Below are 18,350 nucleotides of genomic sequence, written 5' to 3'. Positions count from 1 at the left end.
TTCAGAACTCCCGAGGAAGCGAGCGAAATACAAAGCCGCGATCATGCAAAGCTGGAATTATGCTAGATAACGCCATGATAGTCTGGTGGCGCAGACTGTGGTCAGCTCCTTGGTGCATTTCACTGGAGGGACAACCGTCGTGCAAGAGCACGATTGACCCCGGCCGGACAGACTGCAGCACATCATTAACAATGGCGTCGGCCCCGGGAAGAGACCAGTCTCGCGGATCTACCGACCAGTGCACGGCAGTGAGTTCCGCATTCGCCGAAGCCTTGAGCACTTCTTCGGTCCAGATGCCGTAAGGAGCTCGGATGTGCCGCACCACCGCCTGAGGCGACGCCATTTTTATGGCTCTGTTTGTCTCGAGTATCTGACGTTGCACCTCGTCGGGTTCGCAGTCAGACAGGTCTGGATGCGTCATTGTGTGGTTGGCGACTTCATGCCCCTCTGCAATCATTCGCTGGATCAATTTCGATTGATCGGCCAGGAACTCGCCGATGACGAAGAATGTTGCCGGCACCCGGTGTTCAGCCAGAATATCGAGAATCTCCGGTGTGCAAAATGGATGCGGACCGTCGTCGAACGTCAAATAAACGCTGTGACGACCAGTGCCGTCATCGCGCTCACCGTGCACTTCGCACGAGCAATCGAGGTGCGTCATTGCTCTCGTCCTTTCCGGTAAATTATCCTGGTGGCCATTCGGAGACCGGCCGCCCAAGGTAGGATGATGACGCCGCGCGTGGACGCAGGTCGAAACGCGCGTGTGGCAGCGTGTAGCGTACGCCGTTTCCCAAAATAGCGGTCACCAGACCGCCTCGTTTGAATCTGTCAATACCGCGGCTCGTTGCGGACTGTACCGAGTGCGAATGTAAATTCCCTCGACATGGTCGGAGTTGCGATTCCTTTTCCGCAACGGTTCCCAACGCACGTTAAATCGCATGCAAAGGCCTCATAATCTTTGCCGTTTGCCAAAACGTTCGATCTTGCGATCAAAGTGACGATTGGTCGCGAACCCCGACCTGTCGACGATTGCAAGATGATGCAATGGGCTGATCGAACGCTTATGCTAGCATTACATTCCAAAGCCACACATTTGACCCCTCTACACCACTGGCGCGCCATCGACGACTTGATTTCCGTCAAGATGCTCGTCTAATGGATCATGCCATTCAATTCGTAAAATCGATTGTTTGGATGATACCCATCCACGCCATAGATAAAATTCGAGCTCCACAGTTCCTGCTAACGGACCGAGCCTGTTGTCGTGGCTGACGCCGGATTTCCGTCGTCGCTCCCTTGACGAACTTATCATGGCTCGGCATTGGCGGCTTTCTAATCTGCTCTGGGTAAAGCTCCGGAGCAGATTGAAACCTTCCGGAAGCCTGAAAGCGCCGGATAGAATTGATCGGCTATGGCTGTCAAACGACTCGAGGAACTAGTCCCACTTGCCGAATCGAAGAACGGACCCCATCGGTTTGCGTTTCATTAGATCCGAGCACTGGCCCCAATCTTCCGCAGACGGTCGGAGCGTCGCTTTTGGCTAAGCCGATAACTGTCGCCCGGATGGTGACCACCGTCGAGAGGTGAAAGCAGGCGGTCCAATAATGCTGTGACGACCACGCGACTATGGATCGAGCTGTTGTCGTAGCGCGGGACACATTTGGAAAACAAACGGGCGCGATGGGCCTCCAAGTGGAGGTAACCGAGCTCGTCTGAATCAACAACCTGGGCCGCAGCACGATCATCGACTGCTTGTCCAGCGAGCCGCAGTTGTGAGACTCGCCAGCATCGCCGCCACGGTGGCAGCCGTGACGCAATGGTGGCCACACTTATCCATCAAGCGGATGGAGATTATCCAAACAATCGATTTTACGGATTCCCCAGGATGCTCCAGAAGACGCATGAAATAGAGATCAGGTAGCGGGAAGGACGGGAATTGGCTAGATCGGCGCCACCCTCGATGAATCGGCGAAGCGAGCCAACATGAGCCGTACCGCAACGTAAGCTCCGGCCTCTCGCTCCGAGCCAAGTGCGATGCCGATGGGTTGGATCGGGTGCGAGATAAACGACTGAACGATGACGGAGGGCTATGCGGCGGCTTCAATGCCCGGACTGAAAAGGCGTATGGCGCCGCAACTTCCAGTCTGGCTTAAAATGGTAAATCTGTGCGACGAAGGGTCATGCATAAAATTGGCGAGAATCACGAGCGCTGATGCAGGTCCGGGAATTGATATGCAAAATTTCAGCAGAATTTAAGCCGATGCGCTTTTCCAGAACAAGGCAACGAACATGCTCGCTGGCGACCTGAAGAGGGATCGGTATGTTGTTTCTCGACGGCGGACTGGTTTCGGTGATTGTCTCTGGTCGCTGGCGGCAGCTTGGCGCTATGCACAGCGAACGGGGCGGACGCTGGCCATCGATTGGCGTGGCTCCTGCTATCTCAATCAACCCTTTACGAACGCTTTTACGGTGTTCTTCGAGCCGATTCAAGATATTGCTGGCGTACGGGTTATTTGCGATGACCAGATCAACCAGTTCTCATTTCCGGGACCGTTCTTCCCATCATGGTGGAACAAGCCCTCAATCGAGAGCGTTTACCGCCCCGATGAGCAAATTTTCCGGGAACGTGACGAACTGACCGAGCTTCTTCAAGCCCAGGACGATACTGATGCCAACACGGTAGTCTGTGATGCCTGTTTAATGTGGCGGTGCGAGCAAGCTGCCGAACGCCAGATATTTCAGAGCCTCAAGCTTAGACCTGAAATTCAGGCTCGTATTCACGCCATCTATCGGGAGCACTTCAAGGGGCGCAGTATCATCGGTGTGCACGTACGGCATGGCAATGGCGAAGATATAATGGACCACACGCCCTACTGGGCCGATCCGGAGTTGGCCTTACGCCAAGTGTGCACTGCCATCGAGAAGGCCAAAGCGCTACCGCATCGACGCCCTGTGATGGTTTTCTTGTGTACGGACAGCGCGCAGGTACGGGACCATTTACTCGATGTGTTTCCCGATCTAATCACTATCCCGAAATGCTTCCAGGCGGCCCAGGCCGGGCCATTACACAGTGCATCGCTGGGAGTGGAAGGTGGTATCTCTGCTCTTACAGAGATGTACCTTCTCGCCCGATGCGATACGGTAATTCGCTTTCCGCCGACCAGCGCCTTTACGCGCTATGCCCGTCTCTTCGTGCCACGTGTTATTGAGTTCGACTTGAAAAATCCGACTCGCTTGATCTTGACTGATGAATCGTCCGAGCATGAGCTGGCTTGATGGACCGGCACTCCGCTGAACAAATTCTCGGCGCCCTCGCAGGATTGAGGAGAGGTGTTCACTGGATCGCGATGTGGGCGCAGCACCCGACGAGACAAGGTCGGGGCGCATCTTCTCCTAGCGTCTCGCGCGTCCAAAGGCTTGCCGAATCATTGTTGTGAAGGGTAGCTATTGGGCGCCTTCGGTGAATGGAAACGGCACCGCGCGCTCGACCCGCACCATTGGCATAGCAAGCTCGCACTTTGGCGATTCCGATGGGACGAGGACGTTCGCGCGCCACAGCCTCGTCGGCGCCTTAGCCGACGCCCTGCCTGATGCGAGGGCGTTCGTCGGCCTTGGTCGACAGATCGCCTCAAGCTGATGTTCGTGCTCTATGCGGTCGTGGGCGTGGCCGGTGCCGTTCTTTATTCCCGCATCCCGACACGTCTGGCAAACCGCGCGACCACAGAAGCCGCCGCCGCGCTAGGTCCTTAGCGCGCATCGTCCTTGCAACTCGCAACTCACTCAGCCTCGACGCATTCGCAGGCGTGATAACGCCGGCTGCGAAAGACAGAAGATGCACTGTTGTAGTCTCCGGCTCCCGCCGCTGCTTGGATGACGGCTTGCGCCAGTCGTTGACAAAACTCAATTGGCCAGCCATCATTTCCGTTGCCCGCCCATTTTTAATGATTAAGTCTGAGGTGGTGCCATGCCTCGCATGATCAGGTTCATGCTCACGCGGTTGGCGACGGGGTTCGCAATTGGATCCGCCGTGGGCTTCTTCGTTCGGCAAAATGGATTTGCCGCGGCAGGCACGCTTGAGGATTATCTCGCGCAGGGCCTGTTCATCTACCTCTTCGCAAGCACCATCAGCATGGGTTACCTCGCGACGGCCCTGCTCCTCGAAGAATAGCGCCAGACGCTCTCCGTCGCATGTTGGTGCTCGTTGCGCCCGTTCGTCTGCACTTCCCTATAAGCCCGCCAGTCCGACGGTATCCGCATGTGTCGTCAGCGCCACCGTTGATGCGGACAAGGCCTGAAGCAAGCGATGAAGACAGTCGAGATGACAAAAACAATCCGTCCTGGTGCATTTTTGCGCCTGGCCATAACGAAGCAAGCGATCGCCATATTGACGGTTGTCGAATTCCGGCGCGGTTATCGCCCTGCCCCGAGGTCAGCACGCCTTCCGCAGCAGATCGACGCTGTCGACCACGACGACCCTGCCTCTGACTTCGACCCCTGCAGGACCGAGGGCAGCGAAAGCCCGCGAAAGGGCTTCGGGCGCAACCCCGAGTTTGCCGGCCAGAATTCTCTTCCGGTAAGGCAGGCGAAAGGTGGCCTGCGATGCTGAGGCCGGGCAGCGGCTGACGAGGTAATTCGCAACACGCTGTGCAGCCGTGTGCAGCCGGTCTCCCGCTATGCAATCCATGGCACCGAGCAAATGCCGGGCCATGATGCGCATAACGTTGCGACGCATGACGGGGTCCCGGTCGGCAAGCGCCCGCAACTCCACAAGGTCGAACAACGCGACCTCTGCGCCGTCGGCGGACCATGCGCTGTAGGTGTAGGAGCCGCCTCCCGACAGGAGATATTCACCGAACGTCTCGCCCGGTTCGCAGATGCAGATATCTGCCTGGCGCCCCGCGGATTCCGACTTCGAAAGTCGCACGAAGCCGCGCATCACGCAATAGACGAACGACGCCTGCTGGCCCTCGGCGATGATCCGCTCGTCCGGTGCGAAGCTCTGGAACTGAGCCGTGTCGGCCAGTTCTTCTATCCTTGCTTTGTCCAGGCCGTGAAACAGGTCAGATCGCAAAAGTATGGGATGTCTCGATAGCATCGATCTTCCTTTCGTTTCGGCCGTGAGCGGTTCAAGGTCTTTTGCAATCGGTTTCGTCCTCGACGAGGATTCGCCAAGCTGCTCCTTCAAGGTCGTCGTACTGGCGGTTCGTCAGCGACCAGAGGAACGCCAGGAGACCCATTCCCCCCATCAGCATTGCGATCGGCATCAGATAGATCAGCATGTTCATGTGGTTTCAACTTCCGCACGTCCGCCGGCAAGCGGCTCGCTCCATAGGCCGAAGGCATTTAATCGCAGCGCATTCGTCACGACGATGATCGACGAAGTCGACATGGCCACCGCCGCTATCAGCGGCGTTGCCCCGCCGGCGATTGCGATCGGTACCGCAAGCACGTTGTAACCGATGGCGAGAGCAAAGTTCTGGCGAATGAGGCTGGCGGATCTTCGTGCAACGGCGATTGCCTCAGGAACGGCATCGAGACGATCGTTGAAGAAGATAAGGTCGGCGGCTTGCCTGCCGACGTCGGATGCGGTTGCGGGCGCCATCGAGACCTGCGCGGCGGCCAGCGCCGGTGCGTCGTTGATCCCGTCGCCGACCATGAGCACGCGATAACCCTCGGCGCCCAGCCTCTGGAGTTCCTCGACCTTCTGTTTCGGCCCCAGGTCGCCCAGAGCTTTGCCGATACCGAGAGCCCGCGCTGTGTTGTCGACGACGGCCTGCCTGTCGCCGGATACTATCAGCGTTTCGATACCGGCTGCAGCGAGCTGGCGGAAAGCCTCCGCGGCCCCCGGACGAAGCGTGTCGTCAAACAGGAAACGGGCGAGATCGACGCCGTTTTTCGACAGGACCACCTCCGAAAACGGAGTATCGCCCGCGGGCGTGAGCCCGGTTCCGCAGGCAAAGGCCCGGTTGCCGAGCCGATAGAAGTCCGCTCCTTTCCAGGCTTCCAGCCCCCCGCCGGCGATTTCCGTGACCCTGTCGAAGGCGAAGGGGTAAGAGATGTCTATGTCCCGCACCAGACCTTGGGAAAGCGGATGCCGTGAATGCGCCGCCATTGCGCAAACGATGGCGCTATTGCCCGCGATCGCGTCGCTTCGGACGAGGCGGGGCCGGCCCATCGTCAGGGTGCCGGTCTTGTCGAAGGCCACCATGTCCGCGTCGGCCAGTCTTTCGAGCGCCGAACCGTCCTTCACCACGATGCCCCTGCGGAAAAGTTCGCCGGCGGCGACCACCTGGACCACCGGTACAGCAAGGCCCAATGCGCAGGGGCATGTGATGATCAGCACCGCGACCGCGACCAGCATGGCCTGTTTCCAATCGCCCCCAAGCAAGCCCCAGGCGAGAAAGGAGGCCAGCGCCAACAGGTGCACGGCGGGAGAATAAAGTGCTGCGGCGCGATCGGCGACCCGGCGATAACGAGCCCTGCCGCCCTCGGCCGCTTCCATCAGGCCGATGATCTCGGAAAGAAGCGAATCCCTTGCCACTTTGGTCGCCCGCAGGACGAGCGAACCGGTCAGGTTCATCGCACCCGAATTCAGCGCGCTGCCTGCGGCGACGGCGACCGTGCTGCTTTCACCGGTGACGATGGAGAGGTCAACATCGCTCTCGCCGCTGACGATCATGCCATCGACGGGAATGCGTCGGCCGGCGGCAATCGCGATGTTATCCCCGACGGCGATCTCCTCGACCGGGATGTAGTGCCGCGACCCGTCCGGCATCATCAGCTGCGCCCCGCGCGGCGCCAGTCTGGCAAGCCCGTTGATCGCGGCGCGGGCTTTTTCCCGCATTACATGATCGAGGGTTCTGCCGATCAGCAGGAAGAACAGCAGAGACACCGACGCGTCGAACCAGGCATGTTCGCCATGGTGCATGGTTTCCCATAGGGAGACCGCATAGGACAGCGTCACTGCAAGCGAGATCGGAACATCCATGTTGGTGCGCCTACGCTTGAGCCCGCTCCAGGCCGATTTGAAGAAGAAGCGTCCACCATAAACCAGCGCCGGCGCCGCGATCATCGCCGAGATCCAGTGAAACATGTCGCGCGTGGCCGCATCGGCGCCCGACCATACCGACACCGAGAGCATCATGATGTTGGCGGCCGCAAAGCCGGAAACTCCAATCGCCAGCAGTAGCTGGTTCCGGATCCTGTCGGTTTCGGGTGCTGTCGACGTGATGAGATGGGCGCGGTATCCGGCCAAGGTGATCGCGGCGAGGATTTCGGAGGGATCGGTCGCCTTCGCCTCGATCTCTTCCTGATAGACGCAGGTGACACGCCGGGCGGTGAGATTGACCCGGGCTTTCCTGACGAACGCAAGCGCCGACAGCGCTTTTTCGAGGGTCAATATGCAGCCGCCACAGTGGACGTCGGGTACGCTGAGGTCGATCTGGCGTAACCCTGCCCCGAGCGGGTGGCTTGCAAGGCATACCTCCTCGGCGCTGGCGGATGTCGCGCTGAGGCCGAGAACGCTTTCCGCATCCATCGAGCAGCAGGTCATTGGCGGAACTCCGCGGTGTCGAAGCGTTTGGCCTCATGCATGACGACCGCCCCGTTCATTCTCGATATGGCCTCGACGATCCAGTCGCCGGCGACAACCTGGTGATCGGCTTCGAACCGCCCTTCGCCCGTCTTCCGGAGCGTCACGCGGAAATCCTCATGATCGCCGACGGGCCGTTTGAAGTTGAGCGTGACATCATCGATGATCGCAGGCGTGCCGGCCTTGTCGTGGATGTCGTAACGGATTTGGCTGCCCTTAACGACGAGCGCGCCCTCGACGCCGGAGGCGGCCATTGCCTTCATCGCTGCCGCCCTGGTGTTGAATTCCTGGCTGGCCACATAGGTGTTTTCCACGACGATGCCACTCCAGCTGGACGCAGCATAGAAGGCCATGGTGGCGTTTACGGCGATCACTACGGCGAAGAATGCCGAGGTGGCAAGCAGCACGTGCAAGCCGGTAAAGCCCTGAGTAGAAGTCTTCATTTCACGTCTCCCGGCGCGTTGAACGCCGCGCGATAGCTCGCCCGGTCGGCTTGACCTGCGTCTTGACCTATATCTTCGATGACGAAGAGGAATTCGTTGATCTCTGCCCCGTCTGGGGCGCGCGTGACGAAGACCTTGAGCGTCGTGGCCGCGTCGGGTTCGACGTGAGCGGTGAAGCTGCGGGCATCCTGCCTGCCGAACTCGGGAATGCGCATTGTGCCCCCCTCCAGCCCGACGAGGGTGATGGTCACGTCCCGCGGCTTCGGCACCATGTTGAGGACATGCAGCGTGTAGCCGTTTCGGATGGAGCCGTCGCTTTCCAGAACATATTGAGGGTTCCGGTCGTGGATAACGTTGAGCCTGAGCCGATCGCGTAAGGCGAGATGGACGACCATGGCGACGCCGATCGATGCCCAGACGACACCGTAGAAGACAATTCTTCGGCGGAAGATGATGCGCCAGTCGAAATTCCGGACAGCTGGCATGAAGCTTCCGTCGTCGTTTCGGACATTGGAGGGCTGGATGGCTGTCCGTCCTCCGTCAGTAGCAAGCGACATGTTGCTCGAATATTCCTTGAGCGTCGCATAGGCGATCAGGCCGTGTGGCTTCCCGAGCTTGTCCATGACGCCGCCACAGGCGTCGATGCAGAGGGCGCATGTGATGCATTCCATCTGCTGGCCGTCGCGGATGTCGATCCCCATCGGGCAGACGGCGACGCAGGCATTGCAGTCCACGCAATCGCCCACCGGCAGACCCTGAGCCTTCTTGCCATGGCGCGACCGCTGCTCGCCCCGCCAGTCGTTGTAGGTGACAACAAGCGAATTCTCATCCAGCATCGCGCCCTGAATGCGCGGCCACGGACACATATAGGTGCATGTCTGTTCGCGCATGAGGCCGCCAAGCACATAGGTCGTCGCGGTCAGGGTGGCGATCGTGGCATACGCAGCGGCAGGAGCGCTGCCGTCAAACAGTGAAGCCGCCAGGCTCGGCGCGTCGGCAAAATAGAAGATCCATGCTCCGCCCGTGGCGACGGCGATCAGCAGCCAGATCGCGTGCTTGATCACCCGCTTCCTGAGCTTGTCGAAAGTGAAGGGGTCGGCATCGAGCTTCATCCGAGCGTTTCGGTCGCCTTCGACAGCGCGTTCGACGACGAGAAAGAGATCGACCCAGACGGTCTGCGGACAGGCATAGCCACACCAGGCGCGGCCGACAGCGGCGGTGAGGAGAAAGAGGCCGAAGCCCGCCATGACGAGCAGGCCCGCCACATAGTAGAATTCCTGCGGCCAGATCTCGATGAAGAAAAAGAAGAAGCGCCGCGAGGCGAGGTCGACGAGGATTGCCTGATTGGGCGCATAGGGACCGCGGTCCCAGCGAATCCACGGCGCGAGGTAATATGTGCCAAGCGTGAGCAGCATCAAGACCCATTTGAACCGGCGAAAGGGCCCTTCGGCTCGTTTCGGAAAGATCTTCTTGCGCGGCGCATAGAGAGACTGGCGGTTGCGCCGGGCGTTGACGGGTTCGACGCGAACGTGGTCAATGTCATTTAGATTAGGGCGGGTATAGAGATTCATAGGACCTGTCCGATTTTCACCACTCTTTTCCCAGCCGTGGCGCATCCGTTCCTTGATGCAGATCAAGAACGACCGTGCAGAAGCAAAAAGGCCACGCCCCAGAGTAAGGGCGTGGCCGGAGGACAGCGGCGGAGAAACCGCTGGGACGTCCTCCACAGGAGCTGAAACTATCGGCTCGTCTGCTTGTGGTCTTTGAGGCAGATCAAACTCACCATCGAATTGCCGATTTTTGCCGGGTCGTCGTGCTCCGAAGACGCAGGCATCTGTTGGGCGCGGGCTGAGACACGCGATCGGATAACAGCACGCGGCGCGCCGTAGAGACGGAGGATCGGATTGCGGTCGTGGGCTGTCATGTCTTTTCTCCTTACGTGCCGCCGCCGAGCGCATGAACGAAAATAGTAAGCTCGTTGACCGTTGTGTCCCCCAGGCGCGCTGCCCAGGCAGGCATTACGCCATGTTTGGGAGAGGCAACCTGACGAAGGATGGCGTCTTCACCCCGCGACTTCAGCCAGATTGCGTCGGCGAGATCCGGCGCACCCATTTCCACCTTTCCTTTGGCGTCCTCGCCGTGACATGGGGCGCAATTGTCTAAGAAAACCTGTTTTCCGGCCGCCGCCAGACCGACATCCGAGGGCGTATTGGTCAGCCCCCAGACAAAGGCGGCGACCTGCTTCATCTGGATGGGCTCCAGAACACCGGCAAAGGGCGGCATTTCGGAGGAATGGCTATCCGTATCGCCGTCGAAGCGGATGCCATGAGAGATCGTGGCCTGGATGGCATTCAGATCCCCGCCCCACAGCCAGTCGTCGTCGTTGAGATTCGGAAACCCCGGACCGCCGCTCGCTCCCGATCCATGGCAGGGCGCGCAGTTCATCTTGAAAGCGGATGCGCCGCCAGCGATCGCGAATTTACGAAGAGCAGGATCCGCGTCGATCTCCTCCACTGTCTTGGCAGCGATCAGGTCATGGAACTCCGTCTGCGATGACTTAGCGAGATTGAGGTCCTGCTGCAGCTCGGCGCGCGTTGAATAACCGAGATAGCCGTAAGTGGCGGAAGTGATCATCGGGATGGCCGGGTAAGCGATGGCGTAGCCGATCGCCCAGAGGATCGTCACGTAGAAGGTCCAGATCCACCAGCGCGGCATGGGATTGTTGAGCTCTTGGATGCCGTCCCATTCATGACCCGTCGTTTCGACGCCGCTCAGTTCATCGATATGCTTTTGCGACATCTCAATCGTCCTTCAAGGGAATAACGGCGGCATCTTTGGCCGTCTGCTTGCTACCTGGGCGAAGGGTGAGCATGACCGCGCCGACGAAGAATGCGGCCATTGCCAGGAGGCCCCAGCTGTCGGAGAAGTGTCTCATTGCAGTGTAAGTTTCCATGGATCACCTCACCGGTAGCCGGTCGCGTCGTCATAGGTCGAGAAATTAACCAGCGTTCCGAGCATCTGCAGGTAGGACACCAGCGCGTCCATCTCGGTCAGCCGGGTTGGATCGCCGTCGAGATCGCCGACATTCGCATTTGGGTAGCGCTTGAGTAGAGCCGCCGTGTCCGCGTTCGGATCGGCCTGGGCTCTCATGTCGGTCTCGGCATTCGCCAGCATGTCGTCGCTGTAAGGCACGCCCACGTCCTCATTGGCCTTGAGGTCCTCTCCGACACTCCTGACCGTCACCTCCTTCTCTTCGAGGAAGGCGTAGCTCGGCATGATTGATTCCGGCACCACGGCCCGCGGATTTGCGAGATGCTGGACGTGCCATTCGTTCGAGTAACGCCCCCCGACGCGGGCCAGATCGGGCCCTGTCCGCTTGGATCCCCATTGGAACGGGTGGTCGTACATCGATTCCGCGGCGAGCGAATAATGGCCGTAACGTTCGACCTCATCACGGAACGGCCGGATCATCTGGCTGTGGCAGAGATAGCAGCCTTCACGGATGTAGATGTTCCGTCCGGCGAGCTCTAGCGGCGTGTAGGGCCGCATGCCTTCCACTTTTTCGATCGTGTTCTGCAGGTAGAACAGCGGTGCGATTTCAACGATGCCGCCAATGCTGACGACCAGCAGCGAGCCGACTAGAAGAAGCGTCGCGTTCTTCTCGAGGGTCTTATGTTTATCAAGTAACGATGCCATGTCTCACCTCACTCGGCAGGCTGTGCCTGGGGCAACAAACTGGTCGGGATTGGCGCTTCGTCGCGCAGGTGGCCGCGGATCGTCATGAACACGTTCCAGGCCATGACGAGGCCACCCGCTAGGTAGAGTGCTCCGCCGACGGCACGCAGCACGTAATAGGGGATCATCGCCGCGACCGTTTCAGCGAAGGAATAGACGAGGAAGCCCTGGGAATTGTATTCTCGCCACATCAGCCCCTGCTGGATGCCCGCGACCCAGAGCACCGCGGCGTAGATCACGATCCCGAGCGTCGCAAGCCAGAAGTGCCAGTTGACCATCCGCAGGCTGTAGAGGCGCTCGCGCCCCCACAGTTTCGGCGTCAGGTAGTATATCGCCCCGAAGGTGATCATACCCACCCAGCCAAGTGCTCCGGAATGCACGTGACCGATCGTCCATTCGGTATAGTGGCTGAGCGAATTGACCGCCTTTATCGACATGATCGGGCCTTCGAAGGTCGACATCCCATAAAATGCGATGGCGACGATCATCATCCGGATGATCGGGTCGGTGCGAATTTTGTCCCAAGCGCCCGAAAGGGTCATCAAACCGTTAATCATGCCGCCCCAGGAGGGCATCCAGAGCATGACGGAGAAGACCATTCCGAGCGTCTGCGCCCAGTCAGGCAGCGCCGTGTAATGCAGATGATGCGGGCCGGCCCAGATATACATGAAGATCAGGGCCCAGAAGTGGATGATTGACAGCCGGTAGGAATAAACCGGCCGGTTGGCCTGCTTCGGCACAAAATAGTACATCATCCCCAGGAAGCCGGCGGTGAGGAAGAAGCCGACGGCGTTGTGGCCGTACCACCATTGGGTGAGTGCATCCTGGACGCCGGAGAAGAGAGAATAGCTCTTGGAGCCGAGGAACGACGCCGGAACAGCGAGGTTGTTGACCACATGCAGCATCGCAATGGTGACTATGAAGCTGAGATAGAACCAGTTTGCCACGTAGATATGCGGCTCTTTGCGCTTCAGGATGGTTCCGAGATAAACGGCCAGATAGGCGACCCAGACGATGGTAAGCCACAGGTCGACGTACCATTCGGGCTCGGCATATTCGCGCGACTGATTGATGCCGATCACGTAGCCGGTCGCAGCCATCACGATGAACAGCTGGTAGCCCCAGAAGACGAACCAGGCGAGTGTTCCTCCGAAGAGACGCGCGCGACAGGTGCGTTGCACCACATAGAAGGATGTCATGATCAGCGCGTTGCCGCCGAAGGCGAAGATCACCGCCGATGTGTGAACCGGCCGCAATCTTCCGAAATTCCAATAGGGCGCGATGTTGAGGTCGGGAAAGGCGAGCTGCAGCGCGATGATCACGCCGACGAGGAAGCCGACGACGCCCCAGAACACCGTAGCGATCAGGCCGTAGCGGATTACCTCGTCGCAATAGCCCGTAAGCTCTGTTTTGCGCTGTTGGCCCGTCGGCGAAAACTCTGCGTTTCTGACAAGCAGCAGCGTTCCCGCAACCAGGCAGAGGCAAAGTATACCCATATGGACCGCAAACAGATGATCGTGCGCGAATGCGGCCGCGAGCAGCGCCAGAAACGCTGCGACCGCGATCACCATCGTTTCTGTCGTGTAATTCATGATGTCGTCTCCAATGCGCAGACGACCGCCTCGCGGCCGGCTTTCTCGGATTTCGAGGCAGGACTGTCACGAAGACGGGAACGGCTCCTTGATCTACATCAACAAGCGGACTGGAAGCGGTGGACGAACCGGCGTTGTTACACTCTGTTGCAAACTTCCCCCCTTTGGCACCGCCCGCTTAATCCCGTGTGACGCAGCTGCTTTCTGCCGCACCCACTGCCACAAGGGGCGATGAAGATGCTGTGCAGAACAAACACGCGTTCGACAATGGCGAGAAGGGGCGCGAAGCCATACATGCCGGCCAATCCCTCTCTTCGCTGTTCGTAGCCTCGGCGGCCGAGGCCGTCGCAGCCGGTAAGGCGATTTGGTGGGAGGGTGATAAGCAAACATCTTGTCCAGGTGGAAGAAGGTGTCGTGCGCCTGCTTCGTATCATCGGCGAAGATCGTCGGGTGATAATCGCTTCAATTCGCCGGCAATCTCGACGGCGCGTCGCTGCAAAACGATTTCCTTTTTACGTCTGAGGCCGTCACGAATGCAAGATCCGCCGGATATCGCACATGAGTGTCCACGGCGAAGTCGCTCGGCCTAATGCGCTCGCTCGACCTAGCTCTCGTTGCTCTGGCAGGAGGCGGCCGCTTCGCATGAACAGATGGTGCTGTTGCCGAAGAAGAACGCCGAGGAGCGCCCCTGCAGCTTCATCGTGAAGCTTGCATTCCGGCGCAACCCGCGTCCGCCAAGGTCCGTTGCGCGTTTCCATGAATCGTCAAGACATTGCGGATCATCTCGGCCCGACCATTGAGACCCTGGCCCACACCGTTACGAAACTTGCGTCGCGCAACATCGTTATTCCCGAGGGCAGGCACGACCTGCGGAACGTCAATCTTGCCCGGTTATCGGGCGACACTGATGATTTTTCCGAGGATTTCTGTCAGAGGGTAAACCTCAACACACGCGACAAGCCGCGGGATCGACATTCATGCCCTCCGCGAACTTCTCGACGCGATATGAGCTCAGTCACGGCAATCCCAAGCTGTTCAGCAGCGCCGACGTTCGCCGAGCGTGCTTGTCCTTCGGTGATTCCTACATCGCTTGCAGGCTACCATGTCCCTCGCAAGGGCGCTGGGCAAGCAGGCAAAAATTGGGACCTTCTGCCTTTTTTCCTCGAATTTGACGGGCGTCAAAGAGCCCAATTCCGGTATCTGCTAAGACACATTCATGAGGCTGATTGGGTCTCGCAGAACAGGAGCTTGCAAATGCGGTTAAAATTCGGTCTGATCGCTGCAGCGGCAGCCTTGATTGTTTCGGCAGCGCCGTTGATGGCGGCCGATCACCAGGTTCGGATGCTCAACAAAGGCACGGAAGGCGCGATGGTGTTCGAGCCTGGCTTCCTGAAGATCGCCCCCGGCGACACCGTCACCTTCATCCCCACCGACAAGGGCCACAACGTCGAAACCTTCAAAGGCCTCATTCCGGATGGCGTTGCCGACTTCAAGTCAAAGCCGAATGAGCAATATCGCGCGAGATTTGATGTTCCGGGCGTCTATGTCCTGAAATGCACCCCACATTCCGGCATGGGCATGGTTGCCCTGATCCAGGTGGGTGACAGTCCGCCCAATCTCGAAGCGATCAAGACCGCAAAGGTGCCGAACATGGTGCGCAAGCGGCTCGATGCCGACCTCACAAACATCACCCAGTGAGACACAGCAGGTGCGGATGACCGCGCAGCCCATGACGATGGCTTTCGTGGCAGCTGTTTGCCTCGCCAGGAGCAGCTGATGCTCAGTGAGCATCGAGCACAGCCAGGCGCTGTCAGGCAAGACGTCCAAGGCAGTGGTCGGACACGGTTGTCGGCAAAGCCGATGCGGAAACCTGGTGGGACCGTCGAGAAAGTGAATGTGGCCTGTGAAAAGAGCTATGATCTGCACGGCAGACTTGTGAAGGAACGCGTGGGCAAGATCACTAGCCCGGCGGCAATCTCGCTGACGACGAATATAACGAGGTCGTTTTTTTGCGCGGCAGTCGCGAAGGAGATGCCAGCCAAAACCCGGGGTCTCGTTCTGGTTACCCAAGAATTGCACGGAAGGCGCCGTCGAACGTTTGATCGAAATCCCCGCGGCAGGCAAGTCCTACAACTAGGAGACCCCTGCCTCGTCCTTCGACGTGCTCGAACAACCGCGTTCGTGAGAGGGCGAGAGCCGTCGATCATGTGGCGCTCGGTAGCTCACCTCGCGAAAAGGCTCCTTCAGGCGCCTGCGCGGCCGCCATAATCGCGATGGGCACAACTTTGCGGACCGGCGCTTGCCCACGCCACCTTAAAGGTTCGGCGTCAGTCGCCAACGATACCCTGGGCCGGGGCCTGCCGAGATCGAGCTGTATTTGAATGAGCCGAAAAGCTCGACGATAACGACCTCGACGTCCAGGCGGTGATACGGGCGCCCATCTACTTGTGACAGGGTGGCCCGATGACCGTATTTGTGAGTGCGCCCGCCCTGCTTCACACGAACTTGCGACGTCGATCCTCCTCGACGTGCCGTTGTCGACGGGACTCCTGGGAAGATAACTGCAGGGTCCTCGATCGAGAAACGGGAACTCGATGTCTTCTCGCGCGGCCTTTGATGCGTTTCGTGTCGCCGGAACCGATGCACACTTCCGGCGACAAGTACTAGGCTGCCATGCTGTGCGTGTGCCCGTGCGAGCTAAAATAGGCGTCGAATGCCGCCGCGACTGCACGGACCATGAAGCGCGCCTCCTCGCATACGACAATCCGCTCACCGCTGATCGTCACGACGCCGTCGGCCATGAGCTCGCCGAGACGGTCGTTGCGCTCGACAAGGAAGCCGGTGTCGAAACCCGATCCGCTGCTCAACTGGCCGAGATCGGCTTCGAAATCGCACATCAGCCTCTCGATGACCCTCGCCCGAAGCTTGTCCTCCTCGCTGAGAAGATATCCCTTGGCGGTCGGCAGCACCCCGAAGGCAATTCGCTCGGCATAGAGGCCGAGAGGCACGTGGTTCTGCATATAGCCGGCCGGCAGCCGCCCGATCGCAGATGCGCCGAGGCCGATCAGGCTATCGCAATCATCCGTGGTATAGCCCTGGAAGTTTCTCCTCAGCGCTCTGTTGCGCGCGGCGAGCGCCAACTGATCGTTCGGCAGTGCAAAATGATCGAGCCCAATGCGCAGATATCCGGCCTTCTGGAGCTCCTCGGCGATCACTTCCGCCTGCTCGTTCCGCTGTTTTGCGTCCGGCAGCGATGCTTCGTCGATCAGGCGCTGATGTTTCTTAAAAGCGGGTATGTGAGCGTAACCGAAAACGGCGAAACGTTCGGGACGCAGTTCTGCAGCCAGCCGGACCGTCTCGATGCAAGATTGGACAGTCTGTTTCGGAAGGCCATAAATTAGGTCGAAGTTGATGCTGCTGACGCCTGCTGAGCGCAACCCGGCGACCGCCCTTTCCGTTTGCTCAAAGGATTGCAGCCGCTTGATACCGGCCTGCACGATCGGATCGAAGCTCTGGACGCCAAGGCTTGCGCGGTCGACGCCGTTTTCGGCGAGCGCATCGATCATGGGGGCGACCAATGTGCGAGGGTCGATCTCGACTGCGACGCCGGCTTTCGCTTCAAACGTGAAGGCACTCCTGAGCTTTGCCATTAGAGCCGAAAATTCCTGCGGCTTCATGACCGACGGCGTGCCGCCGCCGAAATGCACGTACTTGACGGGCACGTCGTTTCCGGCCGCAAAGGAGACGAGCTCGATCTCTTCCTTCATCACGTCGAGATAGTCGGCGACCGGAGCGTCTTGCCGGGTGATGGTCGTGTGGCAGCCGCAGTACCAGCATATCGAACGGCAGAACGGGACGTGGAGATAAACCGAAACCGGGCCAGCCGCGGCGATATGGGCGAGATTGCCGGCATATTCATCCGGCCCCACGGCTGCAGAAAAAGCCGCCGCCGTCGGGTAACTCGTATAACGCGGAACCCGCGCATCGCCGTATTTGGCGATCAGATCATCAGACATTTTCGCATCCCTTTTCAAAACAGGATGCTTTATGACCTCCGGCCGCGCCGGCTTCCTTGTCCCAAATCAATGATGACGTCTCAGGCCAGAATCAGCCGGATCTTTGTCCGCTGTGAAAGTCAGCACTTTCGAACCCGCCTAACATCTCGTTCTGACATGGGTCGAGCCGCGGTCCCGGCTGTTCGAAGAGACGTGCCACAAGGAAATGAGCAAGAATGACTGATACGCAAAACGGGTGAAACAAATTGGTGTCCGCGTGCTGTCGCCGGTCGAGCCATCCCACGGTTTCGGCTCGCTCCATGCGCTGGCCCCCGGCGATAGTTTGTTGATCGCCAGTGGAACTGGTGCCGGCCTAACGGCGGGAATCTCGAGCGAAGCCTACCGAAACGCGGAAGTCGTGGTCGTTTTCCAATTCCACAGGCCCTCGCCGCGGCCGCCGACGTGATCGTCAAGGTGCGCCTCGATCAATGAGGTCGCCCTGCTGTCGCCTGAAAAGACGCTAATCGCTTTCTTCTATCCCGCAGCCAACAATGAGTTGCTCAAGCGGGCTCTGCATTCGGGCGCGAATATAAGCGCCATAGACATGGTCCCGCGCATCAGCCGTGCACAGAAGATGAATGGGAAAGATCGGGGTTACCGGGCGGTCATCGAAGCGAGTGCGAACTTCAGGTGTTTCTTCACCGGGCAGATCACCGCGCGGTATTTCTAGGGTCTCCTCAGTTTTACGTCGCCTTGAGGTCCGTCAGCACCTTGTCAAAAGCATCCTTGACCGGCTTTGAGATTTCCTCCACCGCCCTGCTTGAGAGCACCCGGACTTCCTTGGCGTGCTGCAAACTTGTCTCAACGCGCTTGCGGAAAAAGGTCGACTGCTGTTCGAGGATCTGCGACGGCGAATTCGCGCCCAGCAAAGCTTGCAAATGTGAGAAGCTGGCCTCGGCGTCGGCCTGCAGTGCAGCGATCGTCTTCCACCACA

17 protein-coding genes and 1 pseudogene are annotated in these 18,350 nt (G+C 59.2%); 5 read left to right on the top strand and 13 right to left on the bottom strand.

Annotated features, from left to right (window positions below; all coding sequences use genetic code 11):
- Position 1 precedes the first annotated feature (1 nt).
- Positions 2 to 661: a chitooligosaccharide deacetylase NodB gene (gene nodB / locus ATY75_RS24140; RefSeq protein ID WP_088939492.1), complete on the bottom strand. Its 660-nt coding sequence runs from the start codon at positions 659 to 661 to the stop codon at positions 2 to 4.
- 1,628 nt (positions 662 to 2,289) lie between these two features.
- On the opposite strand from nodB, the gene ATY75_RS24130 reads away from it, so the two are divergent.
- Together ATY75_RS24130 and ATY75_RS24120 are read left to right on the top strand one after the other, a co-directional pair.
- Positions 2,290 to 3,276, top strand: a complete 987-nt coding sequence (locus ATY75_RS24130; RefSeq protein ID WP_088939491.1) for a nodulation protein NodZ — start codon at positions 2,290 to 2,292, stop codon at positions 3,274 to 3,276.
- 688 nt (positions 3,277 to 3,964) lie between these two features.
- Positions 3,965 to 4,168, top strand: coding sequence for a hypothetical protein (locus ATY75_RS24120; protein ID WP_008536476.1), 204 nt, complete (start codon positions 3,965 to 3,967; stop codon positions 4,166 to 4,168).
- A 261-nt stretch (positions 4,169 to 4,429) separates the two neighbouring features.
- Here ATY75_RS24120 and ATY75_RS24115 read toward each other — a convergent pair whose 3' ends face one another.
- From ATY75_RS24115 to ccoN, 10 genes are all read right to left on the bottom strand, one after another.
- Entirely contained in the window at positions 4,430 to 5,095 is a 666-nt protein-coding gene (locus ATY75_RS24115; protein WP_008536475.1) for a Crp/Fnr family transcriptional regulator, read from the bottom strand.
- Positions 5,096 to 5,126: 31 nt separating this feature from the next.
- Complete coding sequence (gene ccoS, locus ATY75_RS24110) at positions 5,127 to 5,285, bottom strand: cbb3-type cytochrome oxidase assembly protein CcoS (protein WP_008536474.1); 159 nt, start codon at positions 5,283 to 5,285, stop codon at positions 5,127 to 5,129.
- Positions 5,282 to 7,552, bottom strand: coding sequence for a cation-translocating P-type ATPase (locus ATY75_RS24105; protein ID WP_088939490.1), 2,271 nt, complete (start codon positions 7,550 to 7,552; stop codon positions 5,282 to 5,284). Before ATY75_RS24105 ends, ccoS begins: the two co-directional genes overlap by 4 nt.
- A complete protein-coding gene (locus ATY75_RS24100; RefSeq protein WP_085739658.1) occupies positions 7,549 to 8,034 on the bottom strand; it encodes a FixH family protein in 486 nt (161 codons plus the stop codon). The genes ATY75_RS24105 and ATY75_RS24100 overlap by 4 nt, the downstream gene beginning before the upstream one ends.
- On the bottom strand, positions 8,031 to 9,605 hold the full coding sequence (gene ccoG / locus ATY75_RS24095) for a cytochrome c oxidase accessory protein CcoG (protein ID WP_088939489.1): 1,575 nt from the start codon (positions 9,603 to 9,605) through the stop codon (positions 8,031 to 8,033). Before ccoG ends, ATY75_RS24100 begins: the two co-directional genes overlap by 4 nt.
- Positions 9,606 to 9,772: 167 nt before the next feature.
- Positions 9,773 to 9,958: a hypothetical protein gene (locus ATY75_RS24090; protein ID WP_088939488.1), complete on the bottom strand. Its 186-nt coding sequence runs from the start codon at positions 9,956 to 9,958 to the stop codon at positions 9,773 to 9,775.
- An 11-nt stretch (positions 9,959 to 9,969) separates the two neighbouring features.
- Entirely contained in the window at positions 9,970 to 10,833 is an 864-nt protein-coding gene (gene ccoP, locus ATY75_RS24085; protein ID WP_088939487.1) for a cytochrome-c oxidase, cbb3-type subunit III, read from the bottom strand.
- 1 nt (position 10,834) lies between these two features.
- Complete coding sequence (locus tag ATY75_RS24080; protein ID WP_037145527.1) at positions 10,835 to 10,987, bottom strand: CcoQ/FixQ family Cbb3-type cytochrome c oxidase assembly chaperone; 153 nt, start codon at positions 10,985 to 10,987, stop codon at positions 10,835 to 10,837.
- 8 nt (positions 10,988 to 10,995) lie between these two features.
- Positions 10,996 to 11,730: a cytochrome-c oxidase, cbb3-type subunit II gene (gene ccoO / locus ATY75_RS24075; protein ID WP_037145525.1), complete on the bottom strand. Its 735-nt coding sequence runs from the start codon at positions 11,728 to 11,730 to the stop codon at positions 10,996 to 10,998.
- An 8-nt stretch (positions 11,731 to 11,738) separates the two neighbouring features.
- A complete protein-coding gene (ccoN, locus tag ATY75_RS24070) occupies positions 11,739 to 13,361 on the bottom strand; it encodes a cytochrome-c oxidase, cbb3-type subunit I (RefSeq protein ID WP_064842770.1) in 1,623 nt (540 codons plus the stop codon).
- Positions 13,362 to 13,603: 242 nt separating this feature from the next.
- Between ccoN and ATY75_RS34715 the strand changes: the two are divergent.
- A pseudogene (locus ATY75_RS34715) lies at positions 13,604 to 14,309 on the top strand (helix-turn-helix domain-containing protein); the annotation flags it as partial.
- Positions 14,310 to 14,615: 306 nt separating this feature from the next.
- Positions 14,616 to 15,059: a pseudoazurin gene (locus tag ATY75_RS24060; protein WP_064842777.1), complete on the top strand. Its 444-nt coding sequence runs from the start codon at positions 14,616 to 14,618 to the stop codon at positions 15,057 to 15,059.
- A gap of 965 nt (positions 15,060 to 16,024) precedes the next feature.
- On the opposite strand, the gene hemN is transcribed toward ATY75_RS24060, so the two are convergent.
- Complete coding sequence (gene hemN / locus ATY75_RS24045; RefSeq protein ID WP_088939485.1) at positions 16,025 to 17,377, bottom strand: oxygen-independent coproporphyrinogen III oxidase; 1,353 nt, start codon at positions 17,375 to 17,377, stop codon at positions 16,025 to 16,027.
- 463 nt (positions 17,378 to 17,840) lie between these two features.
- On the opposite strand from hemN, the gene ATY75_RS24030 reads away from it, so the two are divergent.
- On the top strand, positions 17,841 to 18,086 hold the full coding sequence (locus ATY75_RS24030) for an NAD(P) transhydrogenase subunit alpha (protein WP_309506698.1): 246 nt from the start codon (positions 17,841 to 17,843) through the stop codon (positions 18,084 to 18,086).
- A 13-nt stretch (positions 18,087 to 18,099) separates the two neighbouring features.
- Here ATY75_RS24030 and ATY75_RS24025 read toward each other — a convergent pair.
- Positions 18,100 to 18,350: phasin family protein (locus ATY75_RS24025; protein WP_189636761.1), on the bottom strand; the 251-nt coding region annotated here is incomplete at its 5' end.

The organism is Rhizobium sp. N122 (assembly GCF_002211295.1).
GTDB lineage: Bacteria > Pseudomonadota > Alphaproteobacteria > Rhizobiales > Rhizobiaceae > Rhizobium.
This window is presented reverse-complemented; position numbering and strand designations above follow the sequence as displayed.